Origin of the sequence: Janibacter massiliensis, from assembly GCF_900289115.1 — a bacterium.
GTDB classification, from domain to species: Bacteria; Actinomycetota; Actinomycetes; order Actinomycetales; family Dermatophilaceae; genus Janibacter_A; species Janibacter_A massiliensis.
The window spans coordinates 719949-737263 of the sequence record NZ_LT985196.1 but is presented as its reverse complement, the minus strand read 5'-3'; the positions used below and the strand labels follow the sequence as shown (position 1 = coordinate 737263).

The following is a 17315-nucleotide window of genomic DNA, read 5'->3' as shown; positions in this document are numbered from 1 at the left end:
GGTCTTGGCGGTCACGGTCCTTCCGTGACAGGAGGGTTGTGCTGCGTCCCGCGACCGGCGCCGGCGAGTGCCGGGGTGGACGCGGGAACCTCCATGGTAGCCGAGTGCGCGGACAGCCTCTCCCGCTCGTCCACAGCCCCCTCGGCCCGCCGCTCGTCCCCGGGCTGCGGGGTCCCCGCGAGGGACAGCGGCTGGGTGACGATCCAGAGGTTCGTGACGATCCGGAGGACGACGGCCAGGGCGTACCACTGGACCGGCAGCCCCTTCTCCGGGTTGGACGGAGCGGCGATGTACAGCCACAGCAGGCTCGCGTGCCCGATCTCGACCGCGGCCCACACGAGCAGGTCACGCCAGCGCACACCCGACAGCGCGGCGAGGAGCAGCACCCACAGGCTCGCCTGGACCGGGTAGACCGGCGCGAGGACGGTGACGGTGCCCGCGACGACGAGCGCGGTCTGCGGCCAGGTGGGGGTGTGCCACGCCGTCCGCACGAGGAGGACGCCCAGCCCGAGGGCGAGCACCCACACCAGGACGAGGATCACCTGCGTGGCCGGGGCGCCGAGGGCCCACTCGGGCTTGACGCCCTGCGGGAGGAACCACAGCGAGCCGTACGACGGCTGGGCGCTCCACCACTCTCGCAGCGGCCGGCCCACGGCGTTGCCGTTGACGAGCGAGACGAGCGCCGCGAGCAGTCCCGCGGTCGCCACCGCGACCCCGGCGGTCGCGACCGCCCCGCTCAGCCGTCGCCGGCGCCAGCCCCACAGGAGCAGCGCCACCACGACCGCGACGACCCACGGCCGACCCAGGCAGCCCAACCCCAGGAGCACCCCGGCACCGATCCACCAGCCCCGCACCCACGCGTACATCGCCAGGGCGACGAGCATGACGAGCACGCCGTCGCCCGTGAGCAGGCCCGCGGTGATGACGACGGGGCTGAGGGCGAGCCGGCTCGCGAGGTCGAGGTGGCGGGGGTAGATCGCGGCGACGCACCACACGGTGACCATCGCGCACGCCACGAGGACGACCGCCCACACCGCGAGGTACCAGCGGCTGCTCGTCACGGGGTCACCCGCCGGGACGATCCCCCCGATCGCCGCCATGAGGAGACCGACGAGAGGCGGGGTGCCCTCCGGCTGGAGGTCCGCACCGGCCCACCCCGGCAGGCCGCGAGAGAGCCCGGCGATCTGGTACTGCGCCGGCAGGTCGGAGAAGCACTGCCGCCAGAACTGGTCGTCCCCGCTCCACCCCTGCTGCACGCAGTGCCCCTGCCGCAGCCACGCGCCGACGAACGGCAGGACCGCACTGGCGACGACGACCGGGGCCAGCCGTCGCCACGACCGCTCCCCCGGCGCCGCGTACCGCCCGAGCGGCCCGCCGAGGAAGCCGGTCGCCGAGGGCGGCGCGACGTCCCGGGGGTCGGGCGGGGCCTCCACCTCAGGCGGCCCAGCGCAGGACGCCGAGCAGGCCCCGGGCGAGCGACGCGGCCTCGGGTTGCCTCGCCCCGACCTGCGGCGTCGCCGTGGTCGAGGTCGTCGGTGCGTTCGTCGACGACGTCGGGCTCGGCTTGCCCTTCGGCTTCCCGGCGGGGTTCGTCGGCTGGGTCGTCGACGTCGGGCTCGGGGGCGTCGTGCTCGAGGACGACGTGGACGTCGAGGTCGACGTCGGCTGCGGAGCCTCCGTCGTCGGCGCGGGCGCCGGGGCCTGCGTCGGCGCGGGCGCCGGGGCCTGGGTCGGCGCCGGTGCGGGTGCAGGGGCCGGGGCCTGGCTGGTCGGCGCGACCGACGTGGACTCCTGGACGGGCTGGATGTTGCCCGGCTCGGGCAGCTGCGCGACGTCGCGGCCCTCGAGGGCCTTCGTCATGAACGCCGTCCAGATGTCGACCGGGACCGAGCCACCCGTCACCTCCCCGACGCCGGGAATGTTGTTCATCTGGTTCTTCAGGATCGGGCGACCCTTCGCGTCGACCATCTGGCCGTTGCCGCGATAGATCCCGACGGCGGTCGCGAGCTGGTTCGGGGTGAACCCGGCGAACCACGCCGCGTAGTTGTCCGAGGTCGTCCCGGTCTTGCCGGCGACGGGCCGGTCGAGCCCCGAGACCGCGATCTTCGCCGCCGTGCCCCGCGTCGTCACCGCGTTCATCGCCTGGATCGCGTCGCGGGCGACGGCGTCGTCGTAGGCGCGGCGGACGTTCGGCTTGGCCTCGTAGTGGTAGTCGAAGCTCTCGCCGCCGTCGACCGAGGCGATGAAGTACGGGTCCGAGCGGCGCCCCTCGGCCCCGATCGTCGCGTAGGCGTTCGCCATGTCGATGACCTTGACCGAGTCCGTGCCGAAGGTGTTCGTCCCGACCGTGCTCAGCGGGGCCTCCTTCGTCCCGTTCCACCCGCGCACGCCGGACTCCTTGGCCATCTGTGCGGTCTTCTTCGGCCCGACGTCGAGGTTGAGGCGCGCGTAGCACGTGTTGCACGACTGCGCGGTCGCCTCGGTGAGGTTGAGCTGCCCGTACTGGTGCCCACCGAAGTTCGTCACCGCTCCGGTCGGGTTGGCCTTGCTCTTGAACTGGGGCAGGTAGGCCGGGCTGTAGCCCGGATAGCTCGTCCACAGCGGCTTGCGCTCGTCCAGCGCGCCCAGGAGCGTGAACACCTTGAACGTCGAGCCCGCCTGCATCGTGTCGTGCGTCGTCGTGCTCGCGAAGCGGGCGCCCTTGCCGGAGCCGAACTTCGGCCCGCCGTACATCGCGCGGACCGCACCGTCGCCGGGCTGGATCGCCACGAGCCCCACGTGCAGGTCCTTCGCGCCGGCGGGCATCTCGCCCTTGATCGCCTGCCGCGCCGCGTCCTGGGCGGGCTTGTCGATCGTCGTGACGATCTTCAGGCCGCCGCGGTCGATCTCCTTGTCCGACAGCTTGAGCGTCGTCGACAGCTCCGACCGGACCGCCTGGGTGATGAACCCGAGGTCGTCGGACCGGCCGCGCTTGACCTTGGGCTGCTTCACCGCGGGGAATCTCGTCCGGTCCCGCTCGGCCTCGGTCATCCAGCCCTTCTCGACCATGCCGTCGAGGACGTAGTCGACGCGCTCCGTGGCGTTCTTGCGCTGCGTCGGGCCGAGGCTGGGGTCGTAGAGGGACGGCGCCCGGATGACGGAGGCCAGGAGCGCCCCCTCGGCCGGCGTGAGCTTCGAGACGTCCTTGCCGAAGTACGCCTGCGAGGCCGTCTGGATCCCGTCGGCGCCGCGGCCGAAGTAGATCGTGTTGAGGTAGTCCTCGAGGATCTGATCCTTCGACATCTCGTCGTCGATCTTGATCGAGATGAGGATCTCTCGGGCCTTCCGGGAGAGGGTCCGGTCCTGCGAGAGGAAGTAGTTCTTCACGTACTGCTGGGTGATCGTCGACCCGCCCTGCTGCTCCCCGCCCTGCAGGCCGACCCAGACCGCCCGGCCGATGCCCTTGGGCGAGACCCCGTCGTTCTCGTAGAAGTCGCGGTCCTCCGCGGCGAGGAAGGACTGCTGGACCTTCTTCGGCACCTTCGACAGGGGCACGGACTCGCGGTTGACCGTCGAGATGCGGTCGAGCTCGGTCTTGCCGTCGCTGTAGTAGAGGACCGAGGTCTGCGAGAGGGCCGCGTCGTTCGGCGCGGGGATGTCCGTCAGCGTGTACGCGACGGCGACGCCGCCGATCGTAACGAGGACGAGGGCGAAGACGCCGAGCAGGGCCCGCCGGGCCCAGCGGCCCCGACGGCCGCTCGTGCGGGAACGGCGCGCGCGCTCGCGCATGGCGCGCAGCTCGGCGCGACTGCGGGCCACGGGCTGCGCAGGTCGGCGGTCGGTCATCAGCGTCACTTCCAGGGGTCGATCACGGACCGCGGGGCACGGCCCAGCGCCCCAGTATGCCCGCGGCCGCTGGGACGTCCCCGTACGTCGCCCGGGAGGCCTACCAGGGAAGGACGCCCGAGGTGCCGTGTCCGGGGACGGAGACCGTGAGCGACTCGGCGCGCTCGGAGACGAGGATCCCCGTGGGGTGCTCCGCGGTCTCCGGTCCCGTCGAGGTGATGGTGACCTTGCCGTTGACGGTGCGCCCCTCGATCCGCACGGAGACGTGGATCTCGGCCGGTCCGGCCGGCAGACCCGTCGCGACGACGACGAGCTCCGGGCACGACTCGCCGGTCCTGCACGTGCCCGTCCTGCTGCCGGTGTAGGTCTGTCGGGCGCCCTTGATCGCCGTCAGCACGACGGTGGGCGAGGGTGCGCTCGTCGTCGAGGTGGTCGGGGACGTGGGGGTCGCGGTCGGGCCCGTCGAGGTCACGGTGGGCGTGCTCGTCGTCGTCGTGGTGGTCGGGGTCGTCGACGTCACGGTGGGCGTGCTCGTCGTCGACGTCGTGCTCCTGGGGGAACTCGTGCTCGTCGTGGAGGGCGTGCTCGTCGAGGAGCCGGCTGCCGGGGGCTGCTCCGGCGGGGTCGTCGAGGTGGGACCGCCGGCCAGGGGCGGGACGGCGGGCAGACCCGGGACGATCGCGGGGTCGGTGGTCCGCGACACCTCGGGCGAGGTCGAGGACGACGACGAGCGGGACGTCGACGAGGCCGCCGGTCCCGAGGACGACGCCGAGTCCGACGAGGACGCGCCGGCGCCCGGGCCGGCGGACGGACCCGGGTCCGACGGGCCGTCGGACGCCGCCGGCGAGACGGTGGGGGTCGGGGCCGCACCGCCGCGGGTCATGACGACGGCGCCGCCCACGGCCACGGCAGCCAGGGCGACCGCGCCGATGCCCGCCGCGACGACCGGACCGGGTGCGGCCCCGATGCCACCGCCCGATGCGTGACGACCGGGGGCCGTGGTCCCCGTCAGAGCGGCTGCGGTCTCCGTGGCAGCACCCGAGGCGGCGGCACCGGCAGCCGCGCCCGTGATCGTCGCGGTCCACCGCGCGGCGTCGAACTCGACGCGGCCGGCCCGGGCGTTCAGCGTGCGGCGCAGGCGGGCCTCGATGTCCTCGGTCATCGCGCCCCCTCCCGCTCCCGCAGGACGGCGAGTGCGCGGCTGGCCGTCGACCGGACCGAGCTCACCGCCAGGCCCAGCGTCTGCGCGATCGCGGCGTCGTCCATGTCCTCGAAGTAGCGCAGGACGAGGACCGTGCGCATCCGGGTCGGGAGCGTCGCGAGCAGGCGCCACAGGGCGTCGTCGCTGTCGATCCGACCGGTGCCGTCCTCGACCACCTGCGCCGCCATGACGTGCTCGCTCGGGTCCGTGGGCTGCTCGCCGTGCCACCGGCGTCGTCGTGACGAGGTGAACCGGTTGAGCATCATCGTGCGGACGTAGGCGTACGGGTGGTCCGAGCGCGCGACCCGGTCCCACTTGCGGTGGACGTCGGTGAAGGTGTCCTGGAACAGGTCCTCGGCGTCGGTGTGGGAGCCCGTGACGACGTAGGCGAACCGCATGAGTGCCTCGCCGTGCTCGGCGATGAGCTCCTCGACCGTGGCGGGACGAGCGGGGACGGCGACCCGGCCCCCGACGGGGAGGGTGAGCACCCCGGGGGCCTCGAGCGTCGCAGCGGTCACGTCCTCATCGACGCTGCAGGACTGCCCGTCCGCTGCACCGGGTGGAGGATCGGCGGGCACGCCCGACACGCTAGCGGAGGGTGCCGACGGCGGGCGGTCGACGAGCGGCGGCCCGCCCGGAATGGGGCGGCACAATGGGGCGTTACATCCCGGAGGCCCGCAGGGGCCGATCCGTCGTCCCGATCCGCAGGAGAACATCCATGAACCCCGTCCGCGTCGCCATCGTCGGTGTCGGCAACTGCGCCAGCTCCCTGGTCCAGGGTGTCGAGTACTACAAGGACGCGGACCCGACCTCCACGGTCCCCGGGCTCATGCACGTGACGTTCGGCGAGTACCACGTCAAGGACGTCCAGTTCGTCGCGGCGTTCGACGTCGACGACAAGAAGGTCGGCAAGGACCTCGCCGAGGCGATCACCGCCTCCGAGAACAACACGATGAAGATCTGCGACGTCCCGACGACCGGCGTCGAGGTCCTGCGGGGCCCGACGCTCGACGGCCTCGGGAAGTACTACCGCGAGACGATCGACGAGTCGGCCGCCGAGCCCGTCGACGTGGTCGCGGCGCTCAAGGACGCGCAGGTCGACGTGCTCGTCTCCTACCTGCCGGTCGGCTCGGATGAGGCGGACAAGTTCTACGCGCAGTGTGCGATCGACGCCGGCGTCGCCTTCGTCAACGCCCTGCCCGTGTTCATCGCGAGCGACCCGGAGTGGGCGGCGAAGTTCGAGGCCGCGGGCGTCCCGATCGTCGGCGACGACATCAAGTCCCAGGTCGGCGCGACGATCACCCACCGCGTCATGGCCAAGCTGTTCGAGGACCGTGGCGTCGTCCTCGACCGGACCTACCAGCTCAACGTCGGCGGCAACATGGACTTCAAGAACATGCTCGAGCGCGAGCGCCTGGAGTCGAAGAAGGTGAGCAAGACCCAGGCCGTCACGAGCAACCTCGAGGGCCCGCTGTCGGGCAAGGTCCACGACCGCAACGTCCACATCGGACCGTCGGACTACGTCGCGTGGCTCGACGACCGCAAGTGGGCCTACGTCCGGCTCGAGGGCCGCGCGTTCGGCGACGCCCCGCTCAACCTCGAGTACAAGCTCGAGGTGTGGGACTCCCCGAACAGCGCCGGCATCATCATCGACGCGATCCGCGCGGCGAAGATCGCCAAGGACCGCGGCATCGGCGGGCCCGTCCTGTCGGCCTCGGCCTACCTCATGAAGTCCCCGCCGCAGCAGCGCCCGGACGACGAGGGTCGCGCCCGCCTCGAGGCGTTCATCCGCGGCGACGAGCCCCGCTGACGCCCGGGCTCGGTCAGCGGGTCGGCGTCACCGGCTCCCGGATCGTGCCCACGGCCGCCCGCGCCGGCGTCCGCACCCGTGACGGCAGGGCCACGCTCCCGGTCTCCCGGACCACGGCCCGCTGCCCGGCGGAGGTGAGGACGTACCCCAGCCACGCCCGCGCCACCGTCGCCGTGCCCGGCGCCTCGGGGGCCGCGCACGTCGCCTGGTGCCCGACGACGACGAAGGGGTAGGACCCGGCGGGCGGGTGGCCGACCCGTGGGCGCGCGGTGACGAGCCCGCCCGAGCGGGTGACGGCGAGCGAGCGCAGCGACGCGGCGGCGGACGGTGGGACGGCTCGGCCGTCGATCCGCAGGTCGACGCGGTCGACGTGCGCCGAGCCCCGGTCGCTCACCCAGCCGAGGGAACCGGGGTAGCGGAAGACGGACTGCCGGACGCCGACGTTCCCCTTGGCTCCCCGGCCGACCCCGACCGGCCACCCCGCGCCGGCCGAGTACGGCCACCCGACCGGGTCGGCGCGGCGCAGCAGCTCGCTCATCGACGCCGACAGCGGGTTGGGGTCGCTGCGGTACGTGGCGACGATCGGCGTCGCCGGCATCCGGGTGCCGGGGTTGTCGGCCCGCACCTGGGCGGCGTCCCAGCGGGTCGTCCGCCCCGAGGCGATGGCGGCGACGGTCTCCGGCGAGAGGGCGACCCGACGGCGCGTCGGCACGCTCGTGATGAGGTGGACGGGCTGGACGGTCACGGGCACCTCGACGAGCCCGCCCGTGGCGCACGCCGTCGCCGCCCGGCGCCGCTCCCGCGCGGTGAGCGGACGATCGGTGGCGACGATCTCGGCCCGCCCGTCGGCGAAGCGTCGGATCGCCTCGTCCCGCGAGACCGGCTCGAAGGCGACCCGGGCGGCGGGGGGGCGGGCCTCGAACTCGGCGTGCCACGCCTCGTAGTGCCCGACCTGCGCCGCGGTGCCCGCGACGGTGATCGACCCCTCGAGGTCGTCGGTGGCGGGCGTGGTGGTCGAGGAGCTGTCGGGGCCGCTCGACCCGCCGGACTGGCAGCCGACGGCCGCGGCCGCGACGAACGGCAGGCACGCCGCCATCCCCACGGCCCGGCGCAGCGCCGCGTGGGCGCTGCCCGCACTCCCTCGCCGCACTCCCTGCCCCCCTCGTCCGCTGGTCACCGGTCGATCGAGGCTAACGCCCCCGGCTGGGCGCGCGCCGGGGGCCGGGCCGACCCGCCGGACGGCTGTCCCGGGACGCCCGAAGGCGGGCGCCCCCTGGGGGACACCCGCCTTCGGCGGTGGAGCCGAAGCTCCCGCGGGGCTCAGCCCTGCGAGGTCTGCTCCTGCAGCTCGGCGTTCGACTCGGCCTTCTGCGCGAACTGCTCCATGGCCGTCTGCGCCTGCTGGAGCGTCTTGGAGACGTCGTTCCAGCTGTCGCTCCACGACTGCATGTCCTGGCCCAGCCAGTTCGAGGCGAGCTCGCCGGTCGTCGACGCGCCCTCGCTGTTGACCTCGCCGATCTTCGCAGCGGTCTGCTTGAGGCGACCCGCAACGTCCTTGACGCGGCCGGTGTCCATACCCTCGGTCAGGTTTCCACCCATGATGTCTTCTCCTCAGTGCTCGTGTGTGTGCTGTGCGGTGTCTGTGTGAGGTGACGTCAGCCGGATCAGAGGCTGTCGGACGTCTGCTGCTGCTGGTCGATGTTGGCGTTGAGCGCGTCACCGAGGGCCTGCATGGCCTCCTGGATCTGCTTCAGGGCCGGCAGGTGGGTGTTCGTCCACTCGTCGAGCCACTGCTCGGAGTCCTTACCGTTCCAGGCGTCGTTGGCCTCCTGCGTCTGCGCCGTCCCCTCGGTGATGATGTCGGCGAGCTTCTGGACGAGCTCCATCCACTTCTGGAACAGGCCGCGGACGACCTCGATGTTCATGCCGATGAATCCACCCATGGTGCTTTCCCTCCGTTGTGTTGGTGTGTTCCCTGTGCGGCCGGGCCGTTTCCCGCTGGTGCGGTGTCCCGTCCGACTGATCTGAACAGTACGGACGGCCCGCCCGGTTGTGAATGGGGAGGACTCCCCACCCCCTGACGATGTTCAGTTGTGTCGTCGAACCCGTTGCGGGACAACGGATCCGGACGCCTCAGTCGGGCATCGCGACCTGCATGAGAGCGCCCTTGCCCCGGCGGACGAGCACCCCGCGCCCCTCGGGCAGGATCCCCTTCGGGATCGTGGGGAAGTTGCCCTTGAAGATCGTCATCGCCTCCATGCCGTCCGGCTGCAGGCAGATGCCGCTGCGGCTGGCCTTGATCGGTCCCGTGATGCCGATGTTCGAGCCGAAGGCCGCGGGATCGCCCTCGGCGATGACGAAGTGGTCGTTGTCCGCCAGACGCTTGACGGTCGCCGACAGCGGTGCCTGGTTCGGCGGTGCGTTGAGGTCGTCGAGCTTCTCGAGGACGAGGACGACGAGCCCTTGGTGCTCGGCCTCGACCAGGCCGTCGAGCTCGGTGCACAGCTCCTTGATCGCGTCGTCCTTGACGGCCGTCCTCGTCCAGTACGGCAGCGAGAGCAGCTCGGAGTTGCGCCGCGGGGTGACGAGGTAGAAGGACGTGTCCGACTTCCACCGGCGCAGGGACGCCAGCAGCGAGCGCACCGCCGTCGTCCGGCCGGACCCGGGCGGCCCGCAGACGATGAACGATCCGGCCGGGTCGAAGCCCCACGGCTGGAGGCTCTCCGACTCGATCGCGACGACGGGCCGCCCGCCCTCCTCGATCGGCAGCTGCGGGAGGCCGACCTTCTCGGGCAGGCTCGCGATCTCCTTGGCCTGCGGGACGCCGGAGCGGCGCCCGGCGGCGGCGAAGGCCTGGACCGCGCGGGACTGCTCCGAGGCGTCCTGCGTGCCGCCGAGGACGGCGACCTGGACCTCGCGCCCCTTGAAGAGGCCGCGGCCGGGCGCGCTGTCGGCGGTGAGGACGTCCCGCGGGACGCCGAGGTAGGCGTAGTCGTCCTCCGTGGCCATGCGCAGCACGAGCCGCGACTGCACCGAGCTGCCCATCGAGACCGGCAGGCCGTTGCGGGTGTCCACCGAGAGGATGAAGTGCACGCCGACGGGCCGGCCGTCGGACAGCAGCCCGATGAACTTGTCCAGCCACTTCATGAGGGCGCCGGACTGCTCGTAGGCGGTGCGGAACGCCGTGAGGCCGTCGAGCAGGACGAAGATGCGCGGCTCGTCGGTGTTGCCCGTGAGCTGCCGGTACGCGGTGATCGTCGAGGCGTTGACCTTCGAGTAGCGCACGGCGCGCTCGTCGATCGTCTCCCGGATCATCGTGATGAGCCGCTTGACGCGCTCCTCGTCGACGCCGGGGATGATCGAGCCGACGTAGGGCAGGTCCTCGAGCATCGCCAGACCGCGGTTGCCGAAGTCGAGGCCGTACACCTGGCAGGGACCACCGCGGACGGTGAAGCCGGCGCACAGGGCGATCGTCCGCAGGAACGCGCTCTTGCCCGAGCCGGAGGCGCCGAAGACGGCGAGGTTGCCCTCCTGGTCGGGCCGGAACGAGATCGTCGGCTGGGCCTGCTCGTCCGGGTCGTCCGAGACGCCGAAGACGAGCTCGTCGTCGCGCCGCTGCGTGGGCAGCCGGGCGAGGTCGTAGCACTCCTCCATCTCCGGCAGCCACGGCTTGCGCGGCAGCTCCATCTGCGCCGTCTCGCGCGCGGCGTTGATGCACGTGACGACCCGCTGGATGTCGTTCGGCCCGAGCTCGGTCTCGTCCTTGGCCTTGGGGATGAGCTCGGGGGGCAGCTCCCACTTCTGCGAGGCACCGAACGAGAGGGTCTCGACGATGAGGTCCGGCGGCGGCGGCTCGTCCGACGTCCACCCACCGGCGTACCCGGTCTGGAAGGGCACGAGCCGGCCCGGGCCGGACTTGGCCATCGCGCGACCGGGGATCGCCGGGTCGAAGTAGGCGGCGTCCTTCGTGCCGAGGACGTCGCTGGAGTCGTCCTCGTCGGCCATGCGCAGCGCCATGCGGAGGTTGGTGTTGGCGCGCAGGTTGCCCTTGATGACACCGGCCGGTCGCTGCGTCGCGAGGATGAGGTGGATGCCGAGCGATCGGCCACGCTGGGCGATGTTGACGACACCGTCGACGAAGTCCGGGACCTCCTGCACGAGCGCCGCGAACTCGTCGACGATGATGATGAGGCTCGGCGGCGCCTCGACCTCGCCGCGCTTCTCGAGCTCGACGAGGTCCTTCGCCTTGAACCGCGCCAGCAGGTGCTCTCGGTAGCGCAGCTCGGCCGACAGCGACGCGAGCGCTCGGCGGACGAGGTGGGTGTTGAGGTCGGTGACCATGCCGACGGTGTGCGGCAGGTTGACGCAGTCGCGGAACGCCGAACCACCCTTGTAGTCCACGAGCAGGAAGGTGATCCGCTGCGGGGAGTGGGCCACGGCCATGCCGAGGATCCACGCCTGGAGGAGCTCGGACTTGCCGGCGCCGGTCGTGCCACCGACGAGGGCGTGCGGGCCGTCGGTGCGCAGGTCGACCGAGTACGTCCCCGCGGCCGACTGGCCGATGACGGCACGCAGGCTCGCCTTCTTGCGGATCGGGTCCTTAGGGGCGTACGGCCCGGTGAGGATCGAGCGGTTCTCGCCCCAGCGCTCGATGACGGCCGTCTCGCTCTGCGCGAGCTCGGGACCGGTGAGCGTGAGGAGCGAGACCGACCGAGGGATGTCGGAGTCGTCGACGTTGACGGCGCTGGAGTCGACGAGCGGGGCCAGGCCGCGCGCGGCGCGGACGGCGTCCTGGTGCGAGAGGAGGTCGGCCTTGACCTGCCCGACGACGACGCTGTCCCCGACCCAGCCGACGCGGGCCGTGCCGTCGGGGCCGACGTGCATGAAGGTCCGGCAGGCCGCGGGGAGCTGCTCGGTCACCGGCGCGATCCACAGCACGACGATCCGGGTGCGGGCGGTCGTCTCCGCGAGCTGCACCAGCCGGGCGCGCTCGATGGGCGCGTCGTTCTCGACGACGACGAGGATCGTCGGCTCGCCGCCCATCTGGTCGGCCTTCTTCGCCGACATCCCCCGCGCCCGGTCCTCGAGCTGCTCCATGAGGCTCGAGCAGCCGGGGGCGCTGCTGGCGGTGTGGTGCACCTCGATCGGGGAGTGCTGGCTGCTCGTGTGGGGCAGCCACTTGAGCCAGTCCCAGTCGAGCGCGGTGCGGGTCGAGGCGAACGCGCAGACCATGACCTCGGCGGGCGAGTGGCCGACCGCCGTCTGGATGACGAGCGAGCGCGCCATCGCCAGGGCCTCCGCGCGGCCGCCGGCGACCCCGACGGCCCCGTGCTGCAGGGGGGTCGCCGGCACCGGGACGTCGGCCACGACGCCCAGACCCTGCATGGAGCGGGACAGCTCGAGCCACGCCTCGGCGCGGGAGCGGCCCAGCTGCGGGAGGGCGATCGTCGAGCGCGAGGGCATCGTGCCCAGACCCAGGCGCCACTCCATGAAGCCCGGCTCGTTCGGCCGACGCGTCCACAGCAGGGGCGTGTGCCGGTCGAGCGCGCGGAGGAACTCCTCGACGCTCGGCAGCTCCGCGCGTCGGACGTCGTGCTCGCGGTCGAGCTCCTCCTCGATGTCCTCGACGAGGAAGCCGAGGTCCTCGCGGAAGTCACGCATCGCCTCGGCGTACTCCAGCCGCACCCGGCGGCGGGACTCGAAGTTCGAGGCCAGCAGCATCATCGGCATCATGAAGACGAAGATGAGCGAGTAGGGCGAGCGCGTCACCGCGAACATCGTGATGCCCATGAACATCGGCATCATCATCATGGCGAACGGGATCGGCTGGCGCTTGCCCCGCTCGGGCAGCTCGGGCACGGCGAACTCCCGGCCCGGGTAGATGAGGTTGATCCTCGGCGAGCGGGAGAAGGCGACCGTGCCGCCGTCGACGCGGGTGACGCCCGCCGCCATCGACCCGGCACGGACCTTGAACGTCGTCTCGCCGACCCGGAAGGTGTCCCCGTCGCGCAGGATCGCGTTGTCGACGGCCTCGTCGCTGACGACGATGCCGTTCGAGGAGCCCAGGTCGGTCACCTCGATGATGTCGGTGACGACGATCTTCGCGTGCCGACGGGAGGCCGAGGCGTCGGCGAGCTGGAGGTCGCACTCGGCCCCGCGGCCGATGATCGTCGTGCCCGGCCGCAGGTCGTACTCCCTGCCCTCGTCCGGGCCGTCGACGACGATGATCGTCGCGACGACCTTCGCCCGGTCGGCGTACCCCTGCGTGCGGCGCGTGAGCGAGAGGTGGACGCCGGAGCGCAGCCCCGACTCACCCAGGAGCGTGTCCGGATCGACGGCGCGGTGGTCCTCCTCGACGAGCGCCAGGGTGTACGTGCCCAGGTCCGACTGCGGTGGCGGCGCGTCCTTCGGCCGGTGCGGGTCGGTGAGGACGAGGTACTCGGCCAGCTGGCCGACCGTCGTCCGGCCGTCGACCGTCGCGGCGAGGTCGGTGTCCTTGCCGTCCTGGCCCCGCAGGGTGAACGTGAGCTTCACGAGGTGGTCGCCTTCTTCGTCGGGGGAACGGAGGTGCTGGGACGGCGTCGGCGCCGGGTGGTCGATCCCCAGGTGGGGGCGAGCAGCGGGGTCGGATCGAGGTCACCGCGCAGGCGTCGCCCGAGGGGTGCGGTCCCCCGCACCTGGCCGGTGAGCTGGCGCACCCGGCCGGCGAGCGCCGCGACGTGCGCCGGGGGCGCCTCCTGCGTGCCGAACACCTGGTCGTCGACCGCGCGGGCGAGGTCGACCGCCCCGGGAACCCCGGTCGCCGCCGCCTGCTCGGGCCGCGTGCCGTTGGGGGGGACGTCGATGCCGAGCGCGCGTGCCTCGATGACGAGCAGCCGCCACGCGCGGGCGGCGCGTGCCCGCGAGGGGCCGGTGCGCCCGACGACGAGACGTCGCAGCAGGCGGGCGGCGGGCACGACGAGCAGCCACAGGAGCGTCACGAGCAGGGGCAGCGCGATCAGCAGCGCGACGAGGCGCACCGCGGGCGGCCACGTCGACGGGTCGTCCCAGCGGACGGGGGCGACCGCGGCGGGCGGTGGCGGGGCCTGCCGCTGCTGCTCCAGGCGGGCGTCGGACCCCTTCGCCTGCCACGCCTCCGCCGGCCCGCCGGGGCGCTGCGAGCGCGGCGGGGGGAACGCCTGCGGCAGGATCGGCACCCACGACCCGTCGACCACCCGGACCTCGACCCAGGCGCGCACGTCGGCGCCGCGGACGGTCACCTGACCACCGGGGGCCGAGCCCCGCTGGCGCCCGCCCTCCGTCCGCATGTGCAGGTCCTTGCCCGAGCCCGGCAGCGCCCCGACGACGACCCGGGCCGGGATCCCCAGCCGGTTCGCGGCGAGCGCGAAGGTCGTCGCGTACTGCTCGTCGGAGCCGCGCAGCTGCTTCGTGGCGAGGAACCGCCGGATCCGGCCCGCGTCGTGGGCGCCGACGGCATCGGTCCACGCCCCGTCGCGCTTCATCCCCGCGGCGACCTTGCCCAGCCGCTGCCATGCGGTGCCCTCGGTGCCCGCCCACGCCAGGACCCGCTCGTCGACGACGCTCGCCGAGGCGTCGATCGGCACGCTGCCGCTGGCGACGTCGAGGGTGCCCGTGAGGTCGGTGCGCGGGGTCGGCGACCCGGTGACGTCGAGCTCGTAGACGTCGCCGGGCTGGAGCCCCGCGGGCACGACGAGGGTGCCGGTGTCGTTGCTCAACCAGGCCCTGGCGCGCAGCTGGTCCTGCCGACCGCCGAGGAAGCGCACGCCACGGACGGTGCCGGTCGTCGGCACCCACACGCTCGCCGGGGCATCGGCGGCGACAGCCACCTGGACCTTCGCGGGCGAGATGACGGGGGCCCCGCCGATGCGGGTGCCGACCTGCTGGAACGACGCGTTCGGGTCGAGCGAGCCGCCCGCGGTGCGGTCCGCGGCGCCCCAGGCGACGCCGTCCCAGGTGTCGAGGGTGGCCAGGCGGACGGGATGGTCGGCCGGGACCCCGGTGATGCCGAAGAGCTCGGTCCCCGCGAGGGAGCCGTCCGTCGGTCGGCGCGAGGCGTCCATCATCGAGTAGCGCTCTAGGCCCGACAGCGGCGAGGGGTAGCGGATGACGTCGTAGGGCGGCACGACGTGCGAGCGCGCGACCTCGCGCTGCGCCCCCGGCGCGAGCGTGCGGGGGGCGGCCAGCCAGCCGGCGGTCGCGGCGAGCAGGAGCATCACGAGCGCCGTCGCGACCCGGCTCGCCGCGCCCGCTCCGTCCAGCAGCGCCGCCCGCCCGCGACCGGCGCGGATGGAGGCCCACGCCGCGAGGAGGGCTGCGAGCACGGCCCCCTGCGCGAGCGCCGCGGCCGGGGTGAGGGTGCCGAGCCAGAGGACGACGACGAGCAGCCCGACGCCGGGCAGGAGCGCCGCGACGGGTCGGGCGACGCGACGGGCCGTGCCGTGGACGACGAGGGTCCCGACAAGCCCGAGGAACCACGGGACGACGAGCATCCGGCCCCGCGCGTCGACCGGCGGGAGCATCGTCAGCCAGTCCTTCCACACCCCCACGAGCCCGACCAGGAGCATCTTCAGCGTCGCGGGCTTGGGGAAGACGTGCAGGGCCAGCCCCTCGCGGATCGCGAGCGGGCCGCCGAGCAGCGTGTACAGGACGAGGGCGAGGAGGGCGACGGCCGCCAGCGGCAGTCGCAGCGCGGCGGTGAGGTGGGCCAGGAGGAGCCCGACGATCGTCCCGGCGAGCGCGGCGACGATCCACCGCCAGCCGAACAGCCCGGTCCCCAGGCCCGCGAGGCAGATCGTCATGACGAGGATCGTGAAGAGGCCGTCGGTGCGGTCGTGCGTCCGGACCTTGATGCGGTCGCGGAAGCCGACGGCCCGCTCCTTCATCGACGTCTCGTCGCGCACCATCTGCGGCCGGGGAGCCTGGACCGGCGCGGGCAGCACCGTCTCGAGCCCGGACCCCTGGACCGCGGTCGCGCGCTGGGGCGCCACCCCGCGGCCGACCTCGCGCCGGGGGCTCATGCCGCGACCGTCCGGACGAGGGCGCCGCGCAGGGCCTCGAGCGAGGGCACGGTGAGGACGGTGAGGGGCCCGGCCCGGCGCATCGTCGTCCGAGCCTCCGGGTCGAGGACGATGACGATCCGTGCGACCTCCGTCCCGAACCGGCCGAGCGCCCGCTGCGCCTCGATGAACGGCCGGCGGGGGCCCGTGACGAGGACGGCGGTGCTCGCGTCGCCGGCCAGGGCACGGGCCCGCTCGGCCGAGCCGTAGACGTCGCCGGTGCCGATCTCGAGACGGGCGAGCGCGTCGAGGATGACGGGGGCGGTCGTCCGGGTCGCGAGCTGGCCCCCACCGACGACGGTCGCCTCCTGCCCGTCCCGGACGGCACGCACCGCGATCGACGCCGCGGTGGAGACGGCGGCCTCGAGCGCGTCGCGGTCGGCGAAGGCTGCGGGATCGGTGTCGAGCAGGACCGCGACGTGGCTGCGGCGGGTGTCGTTGAACTGTCGGACGAGGAGGCGGTCGTGCTTCGCGCTCGACCGCCAGTGGATGTGCCGCCGCTCGTCGCCGGGCGTGTAGTCGCGCAGCGTGTGGAACGCCAGGTCGCTCGCCGAGACGTCGGGGGTCTCCTGCCCCTCGAGGTCGCGGACGATGCCGTGGTGACCCGGCTCGAGCCCGACGGTCACGGGGTGGACGACGACCTCGACCGGCTCGGTCCACCGCTGGGTGCGGCGCAGCAGACCGAGCGGGTCGCCCTGGAGCGTCGTCACCCGACCGATCCGCACGACGCCCCGTCGGTGGGTCGGCAGGTCGAACTCCTCGACCGCCTCGCCCCGGCCGGGGATGCTCGGCAGGCCGACCTCCTCGATCTCCTCGTCGACGGGCAGCCGGAGGAGGATCGGCAGCAGCCGGCGGGACGAGCGGTTGGTGACGACGACCCGCCCGGCGACCGGCTCGCCCGCCGTGACGCGCAGCCGGTCGACCTCGGTGCGCACGGCGATCGAGGTCCGGCCGAGGGCGACGAGGACCGCGAGCACGACGAGGACGACGAAGGTGATCCCCATCGCCACGAGCTCGACCCAGCTCATCCACGCCCCGACGACCCACACGAGCAGACCCAGTGCCAGCAGGGTCCAGCCGAGCGGGGAGACCCACGTCAGCAGCCGGCCGAACGGGCCGGTGGCGGCGAGGAACGCGCGCTGCCACGTGAGGGAGCGGTCGAGGGCCCCGCGCGCCCGGGTGCGCTGCCGGGCGAGCACCTCCTCGGGGACGGTCGGGATCGTCACCGTCCGGCGCGGTCGCTTCGCGCGCGGGTTGCGCGCCATCTCCGCCATGTGCTCGAGGCGGGCCGACTCCTTCGAGCGGCCGCGGTCCTCGGGCACCGCAGCGCGCCCGCGGCGGCCCGGGGCGGTCCGGTCCGTCGGCGAGGGCGCCTGCGCGTTGCGGCGGAAGAGGGCCATGG

General features: G+C 73.3%; 12 protein-coding genes. 2 read left to right on the top strand and 10 right to left on the bottom strand.

What is annotated here, in order from left to right; all coding sequences use genetic code 11:
* Positions 1-11 precede the first annotated feature (11 nt).
* The 3 genes from DAA34_RS03635 to DAA34_RS03625 all read right to left on the bottom strand — a co-directional run bounded on the left by DAA34_RS03635 (position 12) and on the right by DAA34_RS03625 (position 4222).
* Complete coding sequence (locus tag DAA34_RS03635) at positions 12-1433, bottom strand: hypothetical protein (protein WP_106817658.1); 1422 nt, start codon at positions 1431-1433, stop codon at positions 12-14.
* Between the two features lies 1 nt (position 1434).
* The gene (locus DAA34_RS03630; RefSeq protein ID WP_106817657.1) at positions 1435-3825 is read right to left on the bottom strand and encodes a transglycosylase domain-containing protein; all 2391 of its coding nucleotides are present in this window, start codon (positions 3823-3825) and stop codon (positions 1435-1437) included.
* Between the two features lie 100 nt (positions 3826-3925).
* Positions 3926-4222, bottom strand: a complete 297-nt coding sequence (locus DAA34_RS03625; protein ID WP_158707590.1) for a hypothetical protein — start codon at positions 4220-4222, stop codon at positions 3926-3928.
* Between DAA34_RS03625 and DAA34_RS03620 the strand changes: the two genes are divergently transcribed.
* A complete protein-coding gene (locus tag DAA34_RS03620; protein WP_158707589.1) occupies positions 4206-4811 on the top strand; it encodes a hypothetical protein in 606 nt (201 codons plus the stop codon). The genes DAA34_RS03625 and DAA34_RS03620 overlap by 17 nt on opposite strands.
* A gap of 172 nt (positions 4812-4983) precedes the next feature.
* Here the strand turns inward: DAA34_RS03620 and DAA34_RS03615 are convergent, their stop codons facing one another.
* Positions 4984-5544 (bottom strand): SigE family RNA polymerase sigma factor, encoded by a 561-nt coding sequence (locus DAA34_RS03615; protein WP_158707588.1) that lies wholly within the window; start codon positions 5542-5544, stop codon positions 4984-4986.
* Positions 5545-5744: 200 nt separating this feature from the next.
* Here DAA34_RS03615 and DAA34_RS03610 point away from each other — a divergent pair, with 200 nt between their 5' ends.
* On the top strand, positions 5745-6836 hold the full coding sequence (locus DAA34_RS03610; RefSeq protein WP_106817653.1) for an inositol-3-phosphate synthase: 1092 nt from the start codon (positions 5745-5747) through the stop codon (positions 6834-6836).
* Positions 6837-6849: 13 nt separating this feature from the next.
* Here the strand turns inward: DAA34_RS03610 and DAA34_RS03605 are convergent, their stop codons facing one another.
* From DAA34_RS03605 to DAA34_RS03580, 6 genes are all read right to left on the bottom strand, one after another.
* Complete coding sequence (locus DAA34_RS03605; RefSeq protein ID WP_158707587.1) at positions 6850-8013, bottom strand: substrate-binding domain-containing protein; 1164 nt, start codon at positions 8011-8013, stop codon at positions 6850-6852.
* Between the two features lie 143 nt (positions 8014-8156).
* Positions 8157-8435 (bottom strand): WXG100 family type VII secretion target, encoded by a 279-nt coding sequence (locus DAA34_RS03600; RefSeq protein ID WP_158707586.1) that lies wholly within the window; start codon positions 8433-8435, stop codon positions 8157-8159.
* Positions 8436-8500: 65 nt separating this feature from the next.
* Positions 8501-8779 carry a WXG100 family type VII secretion target gene (locus tag DAA34_RS03595; protein WP_106817650.1) on the bottom strand — a complete coding sequence of 93 codons (279 nt, stop codon included), beginning with the start codon at positions 8777-8779 and terminating at the stop codon, positions 8501-8503.
* Positions 8780-8969: 190 nt separating this feature from the next.
* Positions 8970-13370, bottom strand: a complete 4401-nt coding sequence (locus DAA34_RS03590; protein ID WP_106817649.1) for an FtsK/SpoIIIE domain-containing protein — start codon at positions 13368-13370, stop codon at positions 8970-8972.
* Positions 13367-15874: a transglutaminase domain-containing protein gene (locus DAA34_RS03585; protein WP_106817648.1), complete on the bottom strand. Its 2508-nt coding sequence runs from the start codon at positions 15872-15874 to the stop codon at positions 13367-13369. Before DAA34_RS03585 ends, DAA34_RS03590 begins: the two co-directional genes overlap by 4 nt.
* On the bottom strand, positions 15871-17313 hold the full coding sequence (locus tag DAA34_RS03580) for a DUF58 domain-containing protein (RefSeq protein WP_106817647.1): 1443 nt from the start codon (positions 17311-17313) through the stop codon (positions 15871-15873). Before DAA34_RS03580 ends, DAA34_RS03585 begins: the two co-directional genes overlap by 4 nt.
* Between the last annotated feature and the right edge of the window lie 2 nt (positions 17314-17315).